Annotated in this window: 15 protein-coding genes; 8 read left to right on the top strand and 7 right to left on the bottom strand. The window is 45.7% G+C overall.

The genetic code is table 11. The annotated features are described in order from the left end of the window. Positions 1-3 precede the first annotated feature (3 nt). The 4 genes from ICN15_RS02600 to ICN15_RS02585 all read left to right on the top strand — a co-directional run bounded on the left by ICN15_RS02600 (position 4) and on the right by ICN15_RS02585 (position 4,939). A complete protein-coding gene (locus ICN15_RS02600) occupies positions 4-933 on the top strand; it encodes a 2-hydroxyacid dehydrogenase (protein WP_216201069.1) in 930 nt (309 codons plus the stop codon). Between the two features lie 12 nt (positions 934-945). After that, positions 946-1,872, top strand: coding sequence for a dihydrodipicolinate synthase family protein (locus tag ICN15_RS02595; protein WP_216201068.1), 927 nt, complete (start codon positions 946-948; stop codon positions 1,870-1,872). Positions 1,873-1,902: 30 nt separating this feature from the next. Continuing rightward, entirely contained in the window at positions 1,903-2,853 is a 951-nt protein-coding gene (locus tag ICN15_RS02590; RefSeq protein ID WP_216201067.1) for a TAXI family TRAP transporter solute-binding subunit, read from the top strand. Positions 2,854-2,926: 73 nt separating this feature from the next. Then, positions 2,927-4,939 carry a TRAP transporter fused permease subunit gene (locus tag ICN15_RS02585; RefSeq protein WP_216201066.1) on the top strand — a complete coding sequence of 671 codons (2,013 nt, stop codon included), beginning with the start codon at positions 2,927-2,929 and terminating at the stop codon, positions 4,937-4,939. Between the two features lie 114 nt (positions 4,940-5,053). On the opposite strand, the gene ICN15_RS02580 is transcribed toward ICN15_RS02585, so the two are convergent. Next, entirely contained in the window at positions 5,054-6,187 is a 1,134-nt protein-coding gene (locus ICN15_RS02580; protein ID WP_216201065.1) for a mandelate racemase/muconate lactonizing enzyme family protein, read from the bottom strand. 131 nt (positions 6,188-6,318) lie between these two features. On the opposite strand from ICN15_RS02580, the gene ICN15_RS02575 reads away from it, so the two are divergent. After that, entirely contained in the window at positions 6,319-7,782 is a 1,464-nt protein-coding gene (locus ICN15_RS02575) for a M23 family metallopeptidase (RefSeq protein ID WP_370625385.1), read from the top strand. 101 nt (positions 7,783-7,883) lie between these two features. Here ICN15_RS02575 and ICN15_RS02570 read toward each other — a convergent pair whose 3' ends face one another. Beyond that, complete coding sequence (locus tag ICN15_RS02570) at positions 7,884-8,324, bottom strand: universal stress protein (RefSeq protein ID WP_216201064.1); 441 nt, start codon at positions 8,322-8,324, stop codon at positions 7,884-7,886. Positions 8,325-8,412: 88 nt separating this feature from the next. Between ICN15_RS02570 and ICN15_RS02565 the strand changes: the two genes are divergently transcribed. Continuing rightward, positions 8,413-8,814 carry a DUF2177 family protein gene (locus ICN15_RS02565; protein WP_216201063.1) on the top strand — a complete coding sequence of 134 codons (402 nt, stop codon included), beginning with the start codon at positions 8,413-8,415 and terminating at the stop codon, positions 8,812-8,814. A gap of 13 nt (positions 8,815-8,827) precedes the next feature. Next, the gene (locus ICN15_RS02560) at positions 8,828-10,459 is read left to right on the top strand and encodes a SulP family inorganic anion transporter (protein ID WP_216201061.1); all 1,632 of its coding nucleotides are present in this window, start codon (positions 8,828-8,830) and stop codon (positions 10,457-10,459) included. A gap of 6 nt (positions 10,460-10,465) precedes the next feature. Here the strand turns inward: ICN15_RS02560 and ICN15_RS02555 are convergent, their stop codons facing one another. Genes ICN15_RS02555 through ICN15_RS02540 form a run of 4 tightly spaced genes read right to left on the bottom strand, consistent with a single transcriptional unit; the run spans position 10,466 to position 14,828 of the window. Further along, positions 10,466-11,707 (bottom strand): nitrate/nitrite transporter, encoded by a 1,242-nt coding sequence (locus ICN15_RS02555; RefSeq protein WP_216201059.1) that lies wholly within the window; start codon positions 11,705-11,707, stop codon positions 10,466-10,468. Between the two features lie 52 nt (positions 11,708-11,759). Continuing rightward, entirely contained in the window at positions 11,760-12,506 is a 747-nt protein-coding gene (locus ICN15_RS02550; protein WP_216201057.1) for a 2OG-Fe dioxygenase family protein, read from the bottom strand. Positions 12,507-12,546: 40 nt separating this feature from the next. Then, entirely contained in the window at positions 12,547-13,518 is a 972-nt protein-coding gene (locus ICN15_RS02545; RefSeq protein ID WP_216201056.1) for a tripartite tricarboxylate transporter substrate binding protein, read from the bottom strand. 8 nt (positions 13,519-13,526) lie between these two features. Beyond that, positions 13,527-14,828, bottom strand: a complete 1,302-nt coding sequence (locus ICN15_RS02540) for a TAXI family TRAP transporter solute-binding subunit (protein WP_216201055.1) — start codon at positions 14,826-14,828, stop codon at positions 13,527-13,529. A 114-nt stretch (positions 14,829-14,942) separates the two neighbouring features. On the opposite strand from ICN15_RS02540, the gene ICN15_RS02535 reads away from it, so the two are divergent. Beyond that, complete coding sequence (locus ICN15_RS02535) at positions 14,943-15,704, top strand: SDR family oxidoreductase (protein ID WP_216201053.1); 762 nt, start codon at positions 14,943-14,945, stop codon at positions 15,702-15,704. Here ICN15_RS02535 and ccmI read toward each other — a convergent pair whose 3' ends face one another. Beyond that, positions 15,705-16,895, bottom strand: a complete 1,191-nt coding sequence (gene ccmI / locus ICN15_RS02530) for a c-type cytochrome biogenesis protein CcmI (protein WP_216201051.1) — start codon at positions 16,893-16,895, stop codon at positions 15,705-15,707.

Raw genomic sequence — 16,895 nt, 5'->3', positions numbered from 1 at the left:
CTCATGATCCCAGTCAATTCGGTGCTGCAGGTCGGTCAATTTCCAGACATCATGCAGATGGAGATTGATAAGCGACTAAGCGCCACCAAAATGCCAGACCCCAAGAGTAAGCCTCCTGAGGGAAGCTTCACTGCCATCATTACTCGCTCAAACACCCAAATACCCCAAGGTTTATTGGAGCAACTGCCCTCTGTAGGCCTGGTCGCTACTTGTGGGGTTGGTTATGACAACCTCCCCCTGGACTATCTAAAGGCAAGCGGGATTAAAGCCAGCAATACTCCGGGTGTTCTCAATGATGCCGTTTGTGAACTAGCGATAGGCATGCTGTTTAGCCTGGTTCGCCGTATCCCTGAGGCTCATGCGTTCGTTCAGAATAAGGCTTGGTCCAAAGGCTTATTCACAGTGACAAGCACTTTGGCAGGAAAACGGGTTGGAATTGCCGGAATGGGTCGCATTGGACAGGACCTCGCAAAGCGCCTTGAACCCTTTAAAGTCAAAATCGCCTATACGGGGCCATCCCCAAAAGCACTTACTTATGACTATTACCCCGATCTCAAGTCCTTGGCAAACGCATCTGATGTTCTTATCCTCGCGTGCCCTGCTACTCCAGAGACTGACAAGATGGTCAATGCTGAAGTCTTAGATGCTCTAGGGTCATCAGGTTACCTCCTCAATATTGCTCGAGGAAGCGTCGTAGATGAAGGCGCACTTTTAGTTGCACTGCAGCAAAAAAAGATTGCTGGTGCAGCGCTCGATGTATTCGAAAATGAGCCAAATCCAAACCCGGGGTTCTTAATTCTTGATAATGTCTTACTAACACCGCATATTGGCAGTGCAACTACCGAAACGCGACAATTAATGACTAATTTAGCAATAGATAATCTAGAAGCTTTTTATAATCAACAGCCACTTCTGACCGAAGTTATCAATTAAACCGGAGTAAGCATGACAATTTCCCAACACCCATCCACGCTACCTGCAGTGCTTTCACCTGTCTTGACTCCATTTAGGGAAGATGGCAGCCCAGATGCCCAAAAATTACTAAAGCAATGTCAGTGGCTTGAAGCAAGTGGTGTTGGCCAAGCTATCTATGGCACGAATTCTGAAGCAAACTCGATGTCTAATTCACAAAAGATGGCTACATTAAGCACTCTCATCGAGGGTGGTTTAAACCCAGCGCACATGATGCCTGGAACTGGGACAACCTCTATTCATGGCACTGTGCAAATGACTAAACATGCCTTGCAATACAAATGCGCCGGGGTATTAATGTTGCCACCGTTCTACTACAAAGATGTGACTGATGATGGTCTCTTCGCCTTTTTCTCAGAAGTAATCCAAAAAGTGGGTGATGCAGGATTACAGATTTACATCTACAACATCCCACCAGTGACCAAAATTAATCTGAGCCTGTCTTTATTGGAGCGACTTCATAAAGAGTACTCAAAGACTGTGGTTGGTATAAAAGATAGCTCTGGTGATTGGGCATATACCGAGTCCGTAATTAAACTCTTGGCGCCCTCAGGCTTCCGAGTCTACGCTGGTAGTGAAGTGTTCCTCATGCGCACCCTCCGTGCGGGTGGTGTTGGCTGTATCTCAGCTACTGCTAACGTAAACCCTAGGGCGATTGCAGAATTAGCCGCCCATTGGAGGGAATCTGACGCAGATCAACGCCAAGCTACGCTAGATCAAGTACGCTCAGTTTTTGCTCAATATCAAATGATTGCTGGTATGAAAACTGCTGTTGCACATTACAGCAAAGATGCTGAGTGGTTGCGCGTGCTGCCACCACTCATGCAGCTAAGTGCAGATCAGCAAGCGAAGTTATTAGGTGAATTGCAAAAAATGAATTTTAGTATGCCGGGCCTTTAATTTAATAGACGCATCAGAGGAGATAACTCAATGAAACTAATCAAAATAATTGCCGTATCGTTCGCCATGATGTTCGGCGCAGCACAAGCGCAAAACATTTCTATTGCAACTGGCGGTACTGGTGGCGTTTACTACCCTATGGGTGGTGGACTTGCCTCTGTGCTCTCTAACAAAGTACCTGGAATGTCTGCTACCGCTGAAGTAACTGGCGGTTCTGTGGACAACCTCAACCTCATCGGTACAGGCAAGCCTTATGTTGGCTTTTCTATGGCCGATGCTGCCAAAGACGCGAAAGACGGTGAAGGTAAATTTGTTAATAAGAAAATAGATCTCAGCACGCTATTGGTGCTCTATCCAAATCTGATGCACGTTGTCACTGTAGAGTCTACTGGCATTAAGTCTATGAAGGACTTAAAAGGTAAGCGTATTAGCACTGGTGCCCCAGGTAGCGCAACTGAAGTGATGGCTTTTCGCTTGCTAGAAGCCGCTGGCCTTGATAAAGACAAAGATGTGAAGCGCGAGCGCTTGAGCGTTGCTGAATCCGTTAATGCTGTTAAGGATCGCAAAATCGATGCGTTCTTTTGGGTTGGTGGCTTGCCAACTGCTGCGGTTACTGATCTTGCTAATAGTCCTGGCATGAAAATTGTGATGATCGATAATGCCGCAGAAGTCGCTGCCATGAATAAAAAGTATGGCAATCTTTATTTTGCTACTGATATCCCCAAAGAAACCTACAGCGGTATGACTAAAGACAACAAAGTATCTGGTGTAGCGAACATCCTAGTGGTGAACGCGAACATGCCGAACGATGAAGCCTATAAGATTGTCAAAGCAGTATTTGATAACAAATTGGAATTGGTTCGCACTCACAAGGAATACATCAACGTTACCCTTGAGAATCAAAAGCAGAAGTCCACTCCGATCGCATACCATCCGGGTGCACTGAAGTATTTCAAAGAAAAAAATATTAAAGTAAATTAATAGCAACAACAGGGGTGCCTGCAAAGCACTCCTGAGTTTTTATTTACAGCAGTAAATAACCATAGGCAGTGACATGACGCAAGCGGTAATTGACAACGAAACTCAAGAAAAATTAGATGCCTTCATTAAGCAAGAAGAGGGCGACTCCAATGACTACAAAGGTCTCCTGGCGAAGTTTATTACCCTAGTGGCTGTTGGCATGTCACTCTTTCACCTATATGCCGCGTACTCCATTGTTCCAACCCAGCAGCTACGTGTAATCCACGTCGCCTTAGTACTGTTCTTAGTTTTCCTCAGCTTTCCAATTGCAGCCCGGTTTAAAAACCGCTTGATGTGGTGGGATATCTTGTTTGCAATAGGATCTGTCGCTGTTGCCTATTACATCTTGAGCGGTGGGGATGATCTGTTTGATCGCAATACTGCCCCAAATTCAACCGATGTGATGGTTGGCGTCTTCCTCATTGCCTTGATTTTAGAAAGTGTTCGCAGAACTAATGGCATGGTCTTAGTTGTCGTAACCGCTTTATTCTTGCTATACGCCCTGTTTGGTAACTATTTGCCAGCACCATGGACGCACAAAGGCTATGGTCTCGACCGCTTAGTGGGCTATATGTACATGACCCTTGAGGGCATTTATGGCACGGCGGTGGATGTTTCAGCAACCCTGATCATTCTCTTTACTATTTTTGGTGCCTTTCTACAATTCACTGGGGCAGGTAAATTCTTTATCGACTTCTCTTTTGCCGCCATGGGCGGTAAATCCTCTGGTGTTGGCAGAACCATTGTGCTCTCCTCGTTTTTATTGGGTGGTCCTTCAGGGTCTGGTGTCGCCACTACGGTCACTGTCGGCTCTGTAGCAGCGCCGATGCTTGAAAAAGTGGGTTACGAGAAAAATGCGGCTGGTGGTTTATTGGCGGCTGGTGGTTTAGGCGCCATCATCTCTCCTCCCGTTCTAGGTGCAGCAGCATTCTTGATTGCTGACTTCCTGAAGATTTCTTACTTAGATGTGTTGCTGATGGCAACGATCCCAACGATTCTGTTTTACCTTGGCTTACTGGTCATGGTAGAAATCGACGTGCGCAAATATGGCATGAAGAATATCCAATTCAAGGCTGCCGAAAGTGCTTGGCAACTCACTAAAAAATATTGGTTCCATTTCTTCTCCCTGATTTCGATCGTCGTATTTATGCTATTTGGTTTCTCGCCAGTGATGTCAGTGTTCTGGGCAACTGTGGTGTCAGCGCTGTCCAGCATGCTACGCCGTGATACTGCCATCATTCCCTGGGAATGGTTCCAAGGCAAAGAGAAAATATTTTCAGGCCTCTATAACTCCAATCTCACTAAAGCCCTTGCATCCGGATCTACTGGCGTACTGGCGATTGCCGTCACCTGTGCCGGTGCAGGGCTAATCGTAGGCACAGTGACCTTGACTGGCCTGGGCTTGAAGTTCAGTTCTATCGTGATTCAATATGCGGGTGGCTCACTATTACTCACGGCGATTTTTACCGGATTGGTAGTCTGGGTAGTCGGTCTTGCGGTTCCTGTCACCGCCTCCTACATCATCTGTGCCGTGATCGCAGCGCCTGCCCTGATTAACCTCGGTGTGCCAGAATTTGCCGCCCATATGTTCATCTTTTATTACGCCGTACTCTCAGAGGTGTCCCCTCCAACAGCCCTCTCCCCTTTTGCGGCAGCGGCGATTTGTAAAGGCAATCCCTATAAAACAACCTTACAAACTTGGAAGTACGTAGCTCCTGCCATTTTGGTGCCCTTCATGTTTGTGCTCGATAAGTCGGGCGTTAGCCTACTCTTGATGGGCTCAACAACCGCTCTAGAGAATGCTGATTGGATGCAAATTGCTTGGGTTTCATTTACAGCGGTGATTGGCATTATCTGCTTAGCTGGCGGTCTTCAAGGTTGGTTTATTGAGAAAACAAAAACCTTTGAGCGCGTCATTATGGTGATCGCAGGTGTTGCACTTGCCTACCCATCGACTGAGGCAGATCTGATTGGGTTTGTTGGCTTTGGTTTAGTGCTGATCACCCAATCCATTACCCACTTCAAATTACATCCTCGATCCAGTTAAGTGCTGTTGAGGCACTACTGTTAAAGCAGTAAGGCAAACGAACCAAAAAAAATAATCCCGCACATGAGCGGGATTATTTTTCACTAGAAGCTACTCAGTCATTAAATGAATCCTCTAGACAATTTTTGTCCAAGCTGCCTTACCTGCATATTTCTTAATCGCTGCCTCATCAAATTCAAAGCCTAAACCTGGAGTTTGATGCAAGATTAAATCACCATTCTTGAAGGTGAGCTGCTTGTTAATCAATCTGCGGAAGTTCAAGACCTGATCATCTAAGAAAAACTCGACAAAACGGGCATTCGGAGTGGCGGCTACCAGAGGAGCATGTAAGTCGTGCATCCAGTGCGGACAAACAATCACACCCTTTAGGTCTGCATAAGCTGAGATGCGGCGCCATTCTGTTATGCCGCCGCATACTGCTGCATCTGATTGCAGAATGGCTGCGCCGCCAGCATCGATTAACTCCCTAAAACGCCAGCGCCCCGCCTCCATCTCACCAGTCGCCACATTGATTTTGGTTTGGCGAGCTAATGCTGCATGCAAATCAATAGCGTCTGGAGAAAAAGGCTCCTCAATCCAATAAGGGTTGTAGGCCTCAAAGCGACGAATGTATTCCAGAGCAGTAGGTAAATCCCGCCAAGCATTGTTTGCATCTAACGTTAGCAAAACATCCTCGCCTACCGCCTTACGGGCAGCCTTGACGCGTGCCTCTTCCTCTCTTGGCGAGAGACGTCCTACTTTCATTTTGACGGCCTTAAAGCCCTGTTTAACGTAAGACTCCATCTCCTTACCTAACTTAGCAGGTGTTTTTCCATCTAGATAGTAGCCACCACTGGCATAGGCTGGAACGCGATCATCCACAACCGATCCCAAGTATTGATGCAGTGGTAAATTAGCGGCACGGGCATTTAAATCCCAAAGCGCCGTATCCAAAATCGAAATTCCGCGCATGACCGCACCTGCACGCCCCTGCAGAATTGACTCGTTATACATCTCCATCCACAAACCTTCGCTGCGGTGGCTATTTTGACCAATGAGTTTTGGTGCGAGTAATTGCTCTACAGCGATTTTGGCGATGTCTCCGCCAGCACTCCCAACATAGCAGAAACCAACACCCTCATTACCATCTTTGCCGCGTACCTTTACTAAGCAATAGTGTCGCTCTGAAACGGTGCGAGTAGAAAAAGAGGTGACCTTGTCTAAAGGAACTGCGACTGCTGCGACGGATACTGATTCAATTATGGGCATATGACCTCCTTAACTCAAAAAATGATTGTATCTAGAACTTTTGTCACTTTTCTTGACCCACTTCAATAGAACATTGCTGCGTTACAACATAAATATCGAATTACCCGGCAACAATATTGGATAATTGGGCTGTGAAGAAAAAATCAAGCCAACAGCCTTACTGGCTGAATAAAGCCAAGCAATTAATTGGGCTCTCCCTGATTACGCTAATGGTATTAACAGTGCTTTCTTTCACCTCAAACACACAAGCGCAACAAGCTAGTCAAATTAATAAAACGAATAAGACGCCAAAGGTCAAACAAAAGACTACTGCTACAAGCAGCAATCAGTCTGGCATTAAGTTTAAAGACAGCTTAATCAATAAAGCCTCAAAGAATCTGAGCCTTGATCCCAATCTTTTCAAAAGGCTCGATGGCGAACATACCAATGACAGCGGAGAAAATCTCGACTACCGCGTTCAACGAGGTTGCATCCGTCGTAGTTTCAATGAAGAAAATCTACCGGCTAATATCGGCTTAGAAGATCGTAATTTCAGCGACTTTTTCAGAGCCCAGACGAAAGGCTTTTTTGAACGTATGCGTGGTAGCTGTATTCCGTTCGCCTTAGCCCTAGGCAGTCGCAATCGCTTTGAATCACTGAGCATAATGAATGGTCCCTTACAGGATGCCAAGACAGAGGTTTGGACATTTACTCCTTCGGCTGCAGGTAGCTTCCTCCTTCAGCAAGACTACTTAAAAGACGAATCCAAGCGTTTTACTGAAGTACAGCTAAAGCTCAGTGATGTGTTATATGACCCTAAAAAGGTAGGAGATAAATTACCGGTAGAGTTAATTTGGGAATTAAATTCCGTGATTAAACAAATTTATCCGGAAGAAAATAATGCCCTTGAAAATACGAATAGCATTGTTCGCCTGATTGTTGATTTTGGTGACAAAGAGCGTTGGGCACAAATTTGGGCAGCAGAAATTATTGATCCCGCATCTAAGGAAGTATTTTCCAGCGCATTTTGGGTTGAGCGCAATGACATTCCGGGAGGCTTCTATACCAGTACCGGAGAATCCATTGAGCGCACCTTCTGGACCAACCCCCTCAGTTATCGACGCATCTCACGAGGGGTAGGCAGCGTGCGAGCTTCAAGTAAAAAAATAGCGCCCGCAAAAAAAGCGGCTACACCCGCTGCAGCAACCAAACAACGCTATCGAGCCCATATGGGCATTGATTACGCAGCCCCTATCGGAACACCTATCTTTAGTGTTGCTACCGGCAAAGTAGTCCATCTCGGCTACAGTGGCGCCTTTGGAAATCTGATCATTCTGGAGCACCCTGGGAATTACCGCACCTACTACGCTCATTTAAGCAACTACAACGTAGAACTAGAAGTGGGTAACGAGATAAGACGTGGATTAGAGATTGGCTATGTTGGCTCGACCGGACGCTCGACAGGTCCACACCTACATTTTGAATTAAGAAAAGATGGTGTCTACATCGATCCCTACAGCTCAAAAACACAATTGGATTTGTGGAACATGCGCAATAGCGACAGCGGGTTACTCACCAGAGAGATTTTATTGCTGGGCACGCCCCCAAATAACTGAGAGTAGTTAGGGGTAACTGAAAATATAGTGGAGCGTCTGATAGCAATAAAGAAACAATAAAGAGGTCCATAGGACTCCTTTATTGTTTGATACTATTTTATTTAGCCTAGAATTAATACTGGCAACTTCGAATGCAAAATCACCTCATGCGCTTCGCTACCCAATAAAATACCTTTGATACCAGTACGCTTGTGTGAAGCCATAACAATCACATCTGCCTTCGCCTTCTTGGCGCCATCCAAAATACCTTCAGCTAAATTACTGTTACCAATATGTAAGGTGTTTGATTTAATGCCTGAACCCAAGGCAACCGTCGCTTTTTTAAAGACATCAGCAGCATAGGCCTCACAGACCTTCTTATGGTCTTTTTGGGAGATGCCGTAGCCCATTGTGCTGTCGGAATACACCATCGGCGGCATTGGATCGGAGACGTACACCAATGTCACAGCAGCTTTATCGGCCTTGGCAAGCTCAGCTACTTTCTTGAGAGACTTTTTACTGACATCCGAACCATCAACTGGTACTAATAAGTGCTGGAACATATTGACTCCTATTAAATTAAACACCAAGATGCTTCAATCCATCATAATCCTAATTATCTACTTGTAAAGGCATAAAAAGGAGATTTCAATGCTCAAATACTTAGCGGTGTATTTTTCGTTTCTCATCTCTCTGCTCGTAATAGATTTAATTTGGCTACTTGGTATTGCTAAGAATCTTTACCGTGACGATATGGGATCGCTCATGGCCACCGAGCCCAAGTTGCTGGCTGGATTAGGCTTTTATCTGTTGTACGCACTTGGCACGGCAATTTTTGTGGTTATTCCAGCGATTTCCAAACAGTCCTGGATTTATGCAGCGCAATATGGCGCCCTGTTTGGCTTCTTTTGCTACATGACTTACGACCTGACGAATTTGGCAGTCGTTCGTGACTTTCCGGTTCGACTGGCATTTATAGATATTGCCTGGGGATCTTTAGTTACCGCATTCTCCGCCACTCTTGCCTACTGGGTTGGCAGTCGGATGGCGTAAGGGCCTACTGTAGATGAATTTCTTTCATCTAAAGCTGCTCGACTCTTTTAAGGGCTATAACGGCGCGCTCTTTAGCAAAGATGTAATGGCGGGTATTACGGTTGGAATAGTTGCACTACCTTTGGCAATGGCATTTGCCATTGCTAGCGGACTCACTCCTGAAGCAGGTATTTTTACGGCCATCATTGCGGGAGGGCTTATCTCAGTCTTGGGTGGTAGTCGAGTACAAATCGGTGGTCCCGCAGGCGCATTCATTGTCATTGTCTATGGCATTGTTGAGCACTACGGCATTGCTAATCTACTCCTGGCGACTGCCATGTCGGGGATACTTCTACTCCTCATGGGAATCTTTCAGCTCGGAACTCTCATTCGATTTATTCCAGTCGCAGTCATTATTGGCTTTACCAATGGTATCGCCGTGCTAATTGCTCTATCTCAAATTAAAGAATTTTTTGGCCTGCAAATTACTAAGATGCCAGCTGAATTCTTTCAAACACTAGCAACGCTATATCGTGCTGCCGATACCGTTAATCCTGCGGCCTTAATGCTATCGATTGGCAGTCTTATTCTCTTGATTGCTTGGAAAACATTTCAAAAAAGACTTACTTATCTTAGACATATTCCAGGAACAGTGATTGCGATGGCTGCAGCCACTGTACTCACTAGCTTATTGAACCTTCCTGTAGATACTATTGGCAGTCGCTTTGGCGGCATTCCATCGGGCTTACCCAGCTTTGAATGGATCCCGGTAAGCTGGAGTACCGCCCAATTTGTTATTGCACCCGCAATTACTCTTGCCTTGCTTGGCGCAATTGAATCGCTCTTGTGTGCAAGGGTTGCCGATGGACTCATTCGTGATCGCCATGACTCTAATCAAGAGTTGATGGCTCAAGGTGTTGCAAATCTGGTAACGCCATTTTTTGGCGGCATGCCGGCTACCGGCGCTATTGCTAGAACAGTGACTAATATACAAAGCGGAGCAACTACACCAGTCGCCGGCATTGTTCACTCCATTACATTGCTAGTCATTATTTTATTTGGGGCTCCGCTCGCAACAAATATTCCCTTAGCTAGCCTGGCTGCCATTCTCATGTTTATTGCTTGGAATATGGGTGAATGGAAAAAATTTCTTGAGCTCAAACAATTTCGTCTCCCCTATCGTATCACGATGTTGAGTGTATTTTTTCTCACGATCGTACTTGATCTCACGGTTGCGATACAAGTTGGCCTACTATTAGCATTTATCACTTTCGTCTATCGCATCTCAAGTCTGTCACGTTATGAATCAGCAAATACTAACGACTTCCCAGACCTGCTTCAGCATCAAGGCAAGATTGCTGCATTTCGGATGTATGGCGCCATTTTCTTTGGGGCAGTCAAAATGCTGGAGAGCATTGAAAACGAATTGCCTTCGAACACCTTATTACTCGATCTTAAGAATGTCATCTATATTGATGTATCTGGCATGGATGCCATCCTTGAACTCGAGCAGGTCTGCAAAGCAAAAGGCATCAAACTCATGATTTGTGGACTAGCGCATCAGCCCTATGAGATGGCGATACGCGGTGGACTGCTTGAGCGCTTACCAGCGGATTGTATTTATTCAGATCTTCAGAATGGCATTACCACTGCCATTAATGAATAGGCAACCTTAATGACGTGCGATAGATTTACCAGTCCAGCCTTTACGATACTCGTAAATGACAAACAGAACACCCCAAATAACAATAGCGGCATAAGCCCAGACCCAAGACACCGTAGAGGCTCGTGACCCCGTCAGATCAAGGACAAGGCCAAAAATAGCAGGGCCTAACAAACCCCCTCCAAACCCCATGAGGGAATGTAGGCCCATGGCAGCACCTTTGATGTTCTCTTGAGCGCTCACCACCAAACCCGCAGTTAAAGTAGCAGAATCAGCCATGATGAAGATCGTATGCCCTACTGCCAAAGCAATAATGAACCACCAAGGCTGTCCTGTAGATAGGGCGAGCGCCACCCCGAATACTGCACTTGCTAGCATGACAAAAAAGATCCATTTCTGACGGCCTATTTTTAAAGCGATCTCATTTCCCAAAATGGATGAGGGAACACCAAAAAAATTAATCACACCAGCAAGTGTTGTAGCGGTCAATAAAAATACCTCACCTGAAACAATAGCGCAAAAGCCAAAAAAGGCTACTATCCAACTACGGGATGCAAACAACTCAATGGTGTGGGCGGTATAGCCAAAAATAAATCCCGAGGCTGTTTTATCCTGTAAGACCAAGCGCCATTTATCCACTGGAAAAATATCGTGCAAGCGGATGCGAACCGGGCCATGCCATTTTTCATGAGTGAGTGCAGGAATAAAAAGGAGCACGATCAACATTGCAGTAAACGGGCCCAAGGCGATCAATCCAAATACATAGCGCCAACCGAACGCATCCAATATCCACCCAGAGCATAAATAAGAAAAGCCGGTACCAATTCCAAAAAAGGCAGTGTAAAAGGCGATATGCCTGGTGAGCTCACCCGTTTTAATCCGATCAGACAAAATTTTCAAACCGGGCATATAGGTGCCAGCCAATCCCGCTCCATTGATTGCCATCAATATCATGGCAGTCCAAAAGTTATGGGCCAAGAGGCCCATACCAAGCAAACCACAAGTAGCCAAAAGACCGCCTACCAGATACACCTTTTTCGCGTCGACACGGTCGGTCAGTGCCGTTGCCAGAGGAACCATCAACATATAGCCAAAGAAAAAAGCACTCGCAATTAATCCAGACTGTAAATTACTGAGCTGCCAATCTTCCTGCAAAGTCGTTAACACTACGGCATAACAAGCAAAACCTAGTAGAGCGCAAGTTTGCGCTATCAGCATGAGGGGTGTGTAGCCACTGGGTTTAAAGCGCATAGGAGCTTACCAAAAGAAAGACTATTTACTCACCTATAAATTCCAAGCAGACTCACTGCTGACTGAGATTAGGTGAATCCTGAAAGCTATTCGAGCGGAAGGTTAGAACTAAAGTATCTCTATAGCCATGAGGCCCGATTGGCTGTATCGGGGTAGATTCATGAATCATTTTTGCATCATTCAGGAGTAATAAAGACCAAGGCTCGGTTAGAGTAAATCTCAAACCAGCAGAACCCCCAGATTCAAAAATACGAGTCTCACCACCCTTGACACTCACGCGATTAAGCAAAAAGACGGCCACAAAATCTACACCATCACGATGAGCACCCTCAGGAGTTGGACGACCAATTCCATCCGTTGTATCAATCCGAAATTGATGCGCCTCAACAAACCAGGTATTTACAGGCTTGACACTATTTAATACGCGAGCCAAACCCACTAAAAGAGACTGCCAAGCAGAGTTACCAGTCAACTCCGTCTGTGAAGGCTCAAACCACCGCTCAATACCGCCATGTAAGGCGTTGTAATCGACTGATTGCCAGTGGGCCCGATGAGGAACCATCGTCAGTTCATTACCCTTAATCTCATAACTCGCATGACGTCGAAAGCGGTAACGTCCCCCATCCTTTAAATAAGGATCTCTTGGTAAGTCATCCCAGAACTGATTGAGGCCCAACATCTGCTGAAGAGGTACACCAGCAATTTGCGCTACATCCTCGGGGGAAACGATAGCAAAATCATGGGTTGACAGAGTTTGTGTCAATGCGCTGATAGGCGTAAGCGTAGGTGAGAGAGTCATATTGGTTTTGGCTTTAAACGGTACTGAAATTAATCGTGGTCTAGTCTAACTGCGCACCAGATGCCTTGACTATTTTCGCCCATTTCACCATTTCCTCTTTAAGCAGAGTACTAAGCTTTGCTGGAGCGATAGGACTGAGATCCAACCCCTGCGCAATCAGCTTCTCACGCACATCGGTACGTGCAAGCACCCTACCCATCGCAAGTTGTATTTTTTTTGTAGCTTCTGAATTCACATCACTTGGGGCAAAAAGAGCAACCCAAACTTCACCAACGCAATCTGGATAGGTCTCAGCAATCGTCGGAATTTCTGGGGCCGCACTTGAGCGCTTAGCAGAGCTAATAGCAATTGCCTGTAATTTGCCCGCTTTAATGTAATTTAGGGCAGAGGGTAGACTTGCAAAGGCCAATGGAACTTGCCCACCCAGCACATCGTTGATGGCAGGTGCAACGCCTTTATAGGGAATATGTTGCATCTCTATACCAGCACTAGTATTTAGCATTGCGCCCAACAAATGACTTATCGTTCCATTACCAGCGGAGGCGTAAGACAGTTCACCGGGACGTTTCTTTGCAGCACTAACCACGTCCGCTAAGGTTTTATAAGGCGATCCCGGTGGAGATACCAAAACATAAGGTGTTGCGCCAACATAATATAGCGGAACAAAATCATTGACCGGATCAAATCCAGGATTTTTATACAGTGAGGGATTAATTGCTTGAGCACTATTAATAGTCATTAGCAATGTATAGCCGTCCTTAGCTGCCCGTGCCACACTCTGCGTACCAATATTTCCTCCGGCACCAGGTCTATTTTCAACAGTGATTGAGGTTCCAAGAGCTTCGCCAAGCGCAGGTGCAATTGATCGCGCAACAATATCATTCGTTCCACCTGCTGCCTGAGGCACTACTACAGTAATTGGCTTGGAAGGATAAGCTTGCGCAAGTGCTCCTCCAGAAAAAACCCATGTGCCTACCAGAATACCCCATCCAATGATGTTCTTATATTTCATCTTTTTCCCTAAGATAGCAAGCTTAACCTGTGGCGAACTTCTCCAACATGGCCTTTTAAATCATATAACTCTTTGGCATCCAGCATGGAGACCTTAATATTTCCAACCCGTCGTTCAATGCTTTCAAGATCCTTGTAGTTCTTTTCTCTTAAGACAGGATTGAGGGCATTTTTTTCAATTACCTTCAGCTCCTCATATACCTGGGATAACTTCAGTCGTAACGATAAATTCTTAATGGCTGGAATATAGGTAAATAGTGGAATCAAAATGACTAGCAATGGAATCACGATCTTCGCAAAACGGCCAATCCATACCGCTGTCCAAAAAGGCAAATGACGATGTAAAAAAGATGGTCCGTCTTTTAAGTAAATTTCTGCATCGATATGAACTGGAAAATCTAAGCCAGAACCCGAGGGAAATTCTCCTGGCTTTTGTAAATATGAGTATGACTTGAGTACGTCGTAGGTTGCACCCAGTAATAAAGTTACCACCGCGGGACTGACATCATCCTTACCTACCAAGGTAGCAGTCGCTGCCAATACTTGTATATCACGCCTAGGAAGATCATTAGCAATACTCACTACTCCTCGGGGCACCGTCACTTTTGAGAGAAATGGGAAAAGATGTATATAAGCATCAGCCTGCTCAAAGTTCATCAAGCGAATATCAGCAACCTCATAAAAACTTTTCATAATTGGTGCCTCTGCAGCTACCACTAAAAATACAGCGTCTAATTCACCTTTTTTAAACTTCTCCAAAGCCTCAAGTGGCTTCAGCTTTTCAGCATGAACATCGTTCATGCTTAATCCACTTGCCTCAAGTAATTGCGAAGCCAGGCTCAATGTGCCGCTGCCCTCATTACCGATCGAAACACGCTTACCTTTTAACTGACTTAATAAGCCTAATTTGCCAGCCTCATTTTTAAAGCTGGACTCTCGATACCAAACCCAGACTGGCTCATAAAATACTCCCGCGATAGATACTAAGTTAGGATATTTTGAGATGTCAGCTACCCCGCCCTGCACCATCGCAAAATCAACCCCGGAATTAGGATCATTGATTAAAGCTAAGTTATCACTTGTACCGCCTGTAGTCCTTAACTTCAGCGAAACACCTTCTTGAGTAAGTTCGCTTTGTAGCTTTTCCCCAAACTGCTGATATAGGCCAGTCTGAAAACCGGTAGCCAATTCAATGGATCGAGGGGGTGGGGGAACCAAAATCCACAGCGTTGCAAAAAGAATGCCTACCAAGACCACAAGGGCAATCCCAAGCGATAGCGGGTTATAGATATTTTTTCGTATGAAGTTCATAAAAAGTTTGCTTGTTTTTGCCATTATGCCCCGAGCTTACAAATCAGTAAGAGAATGAATTCATTGGAATATTTCGAGATAAGATAAGGGCTTTAAAGAACCGTTAGGACAATCATGCATACACCCCTCAGTAAAGTAGCCTTAGTTACAGGCGCAGGAACTGGTATAGGTAAAGCGGCGGCAAAGGCGCTATTGGGAGGGGGATTTCGTGTGGTTCTTACGGGCAGGAATCTAGAGAGAATCAACCTAGCCATCCAAGACATTGGCGGAAGTAACCTTAATTGCCTAGCAGTAGCTTGCGATGTGGGCAAACCAGAGGAAGTTAAGCACTTATTTGCAGAAATAAAACAGCATTTTGGGCGTATTGATGTGCTCTTTAATAATGCCGGGATGGGAGCTCCAGCAATTGCCATGGAAGATTTAACTTACGAGCAGTGGATGAATGTCATTAACGCGAATCTATGCGGTGCTTTTCTCTGCTCACAAGAGGCCATCCGCATGATGAAAGCCCAATCTCCAACTGGCGGCAGAATTATCAATAATGGCTCTATTTCTGCACACACTCCGCGCCCGATGTCGGCGCCCTACACTGCGACAAAACATGCTATTACAGGGCTAACTAAATCGATCGCCTTGGATGGACGTGCTTTTAATATTACTTGCGGACAAATTGATATTGGTAATGCAGGTACTGAGATGACTTTACGAATGGCGGCGGGCATTATTCAGCCTGATGGCTCCAAAAAGGTTGAGCCACTGATGGATGTAGATCATGTTGGTCAGGCAGTTCTACACATGGCTCAACTGCCGCTAGAGAGCAATATTCTCTCGATGACCATCATGGCTAGTAATATGCCATTTGTTGGTCGCGGCTAGTTAAGGCCTGACTTGATCGATCATTAAGCGGATATTCGTTGTTCCCACTTTGACTATTTCTTGCTTGGATATCAAGTCACCTGGCTCTGGCATCGCCATGCCCGTTTTAGAAACGCGCACCTCAATTGATACTTCAGGCAACTGAGAAATTAATGCATTCGGACTCATCGCCAAAGCATCATTGAGAACAAACTTCATCGGAAATGCAGTCACTGCGGTTTTGAGAACTGCTACCGGCATGCGCTCACCCGGTTTACGGGCAATCACCATCAAGATATCGTCCGACTTCATCTTCGATTGAAGACCAGGTGCAATATCCACTTGGCCACTCACTCCTTGATTACTGATTACTGGCGCGCTTGCTGGAGCAAGCCCGCCCTTGAGGCGCGCCTCAGCAATAGATGCTGCAATCGTACGAGCCTCATCTGAATCTGGAGGCAATTGCTTAGCTAACTTCTCCCAGGACTGAACTGCTGCTTTGTAGTTCTGAGCATTAAAGTCAGCAGTTCCTGAAAGCCATAAGGCCAGTAAATTATTAGGGTCTAGTCTTAATGCTTGATTAATCAGTTGCGTGGGCTTACCAGCGAAGCTGCCATTGGCGTTTGCCGCCAGGGCATCAGCATAGTCTGCTAATAATTGCGGATCAGTATCCACAAAAGATCCTGCGCGGGCATAGGCTTTTGCAGCATCGGCATTGCGACCCAAAATTTGATAGGAACGCGCCAACATGGTCCAACCCTTGAGATTATCTGGTTCTTTTTCCATCTTTGCAGCAAACTCAGTAACCATTTTTTCAACCGATTCCTTAGTCATCGGCTGTTGATCTTTAATGTCAGCAATTCGGAAAGCGTCACCTAAGCCAAAGTAAAGGCCTGCTGAAAGTAGCACCACGAAAACGCTAATTCCGATAATCGTTTTCTTGGGAGAGCCCAGGACCGCCAGATCATCGGCCTCATCAGTATCCTGAAAAAGACGTTGACGCATTTCTGCATGAATGAGCTCATAAGTGCTGCTATCAACTACACCGGATAGACGATCCGCCTCGAGCTTATCTAGCTCTTCTCCATAAATAGCCGCATTCATCTGGCGACGCGAAGTGGCCGACTCTTTCGCAGGAAAAAAGAATGGGCGCAGTACTAGCACTAAGATCAAAATCAATAAAAGGAAGGCGGAGATTAAAAAACTAGTCAT

Source organism: Polynucleobacter sp. CS-Odin-A6, from assembly GCF_018882095.1.
GTDB lineage: Bacteria > Pseudomonadota > Gammaproteobacteria > Burkholderiales > Burkholderiaceae > Polynucleobacter.
This window is presented reverse-complemented; position numbering and strand designations above follow the sequence as displayed.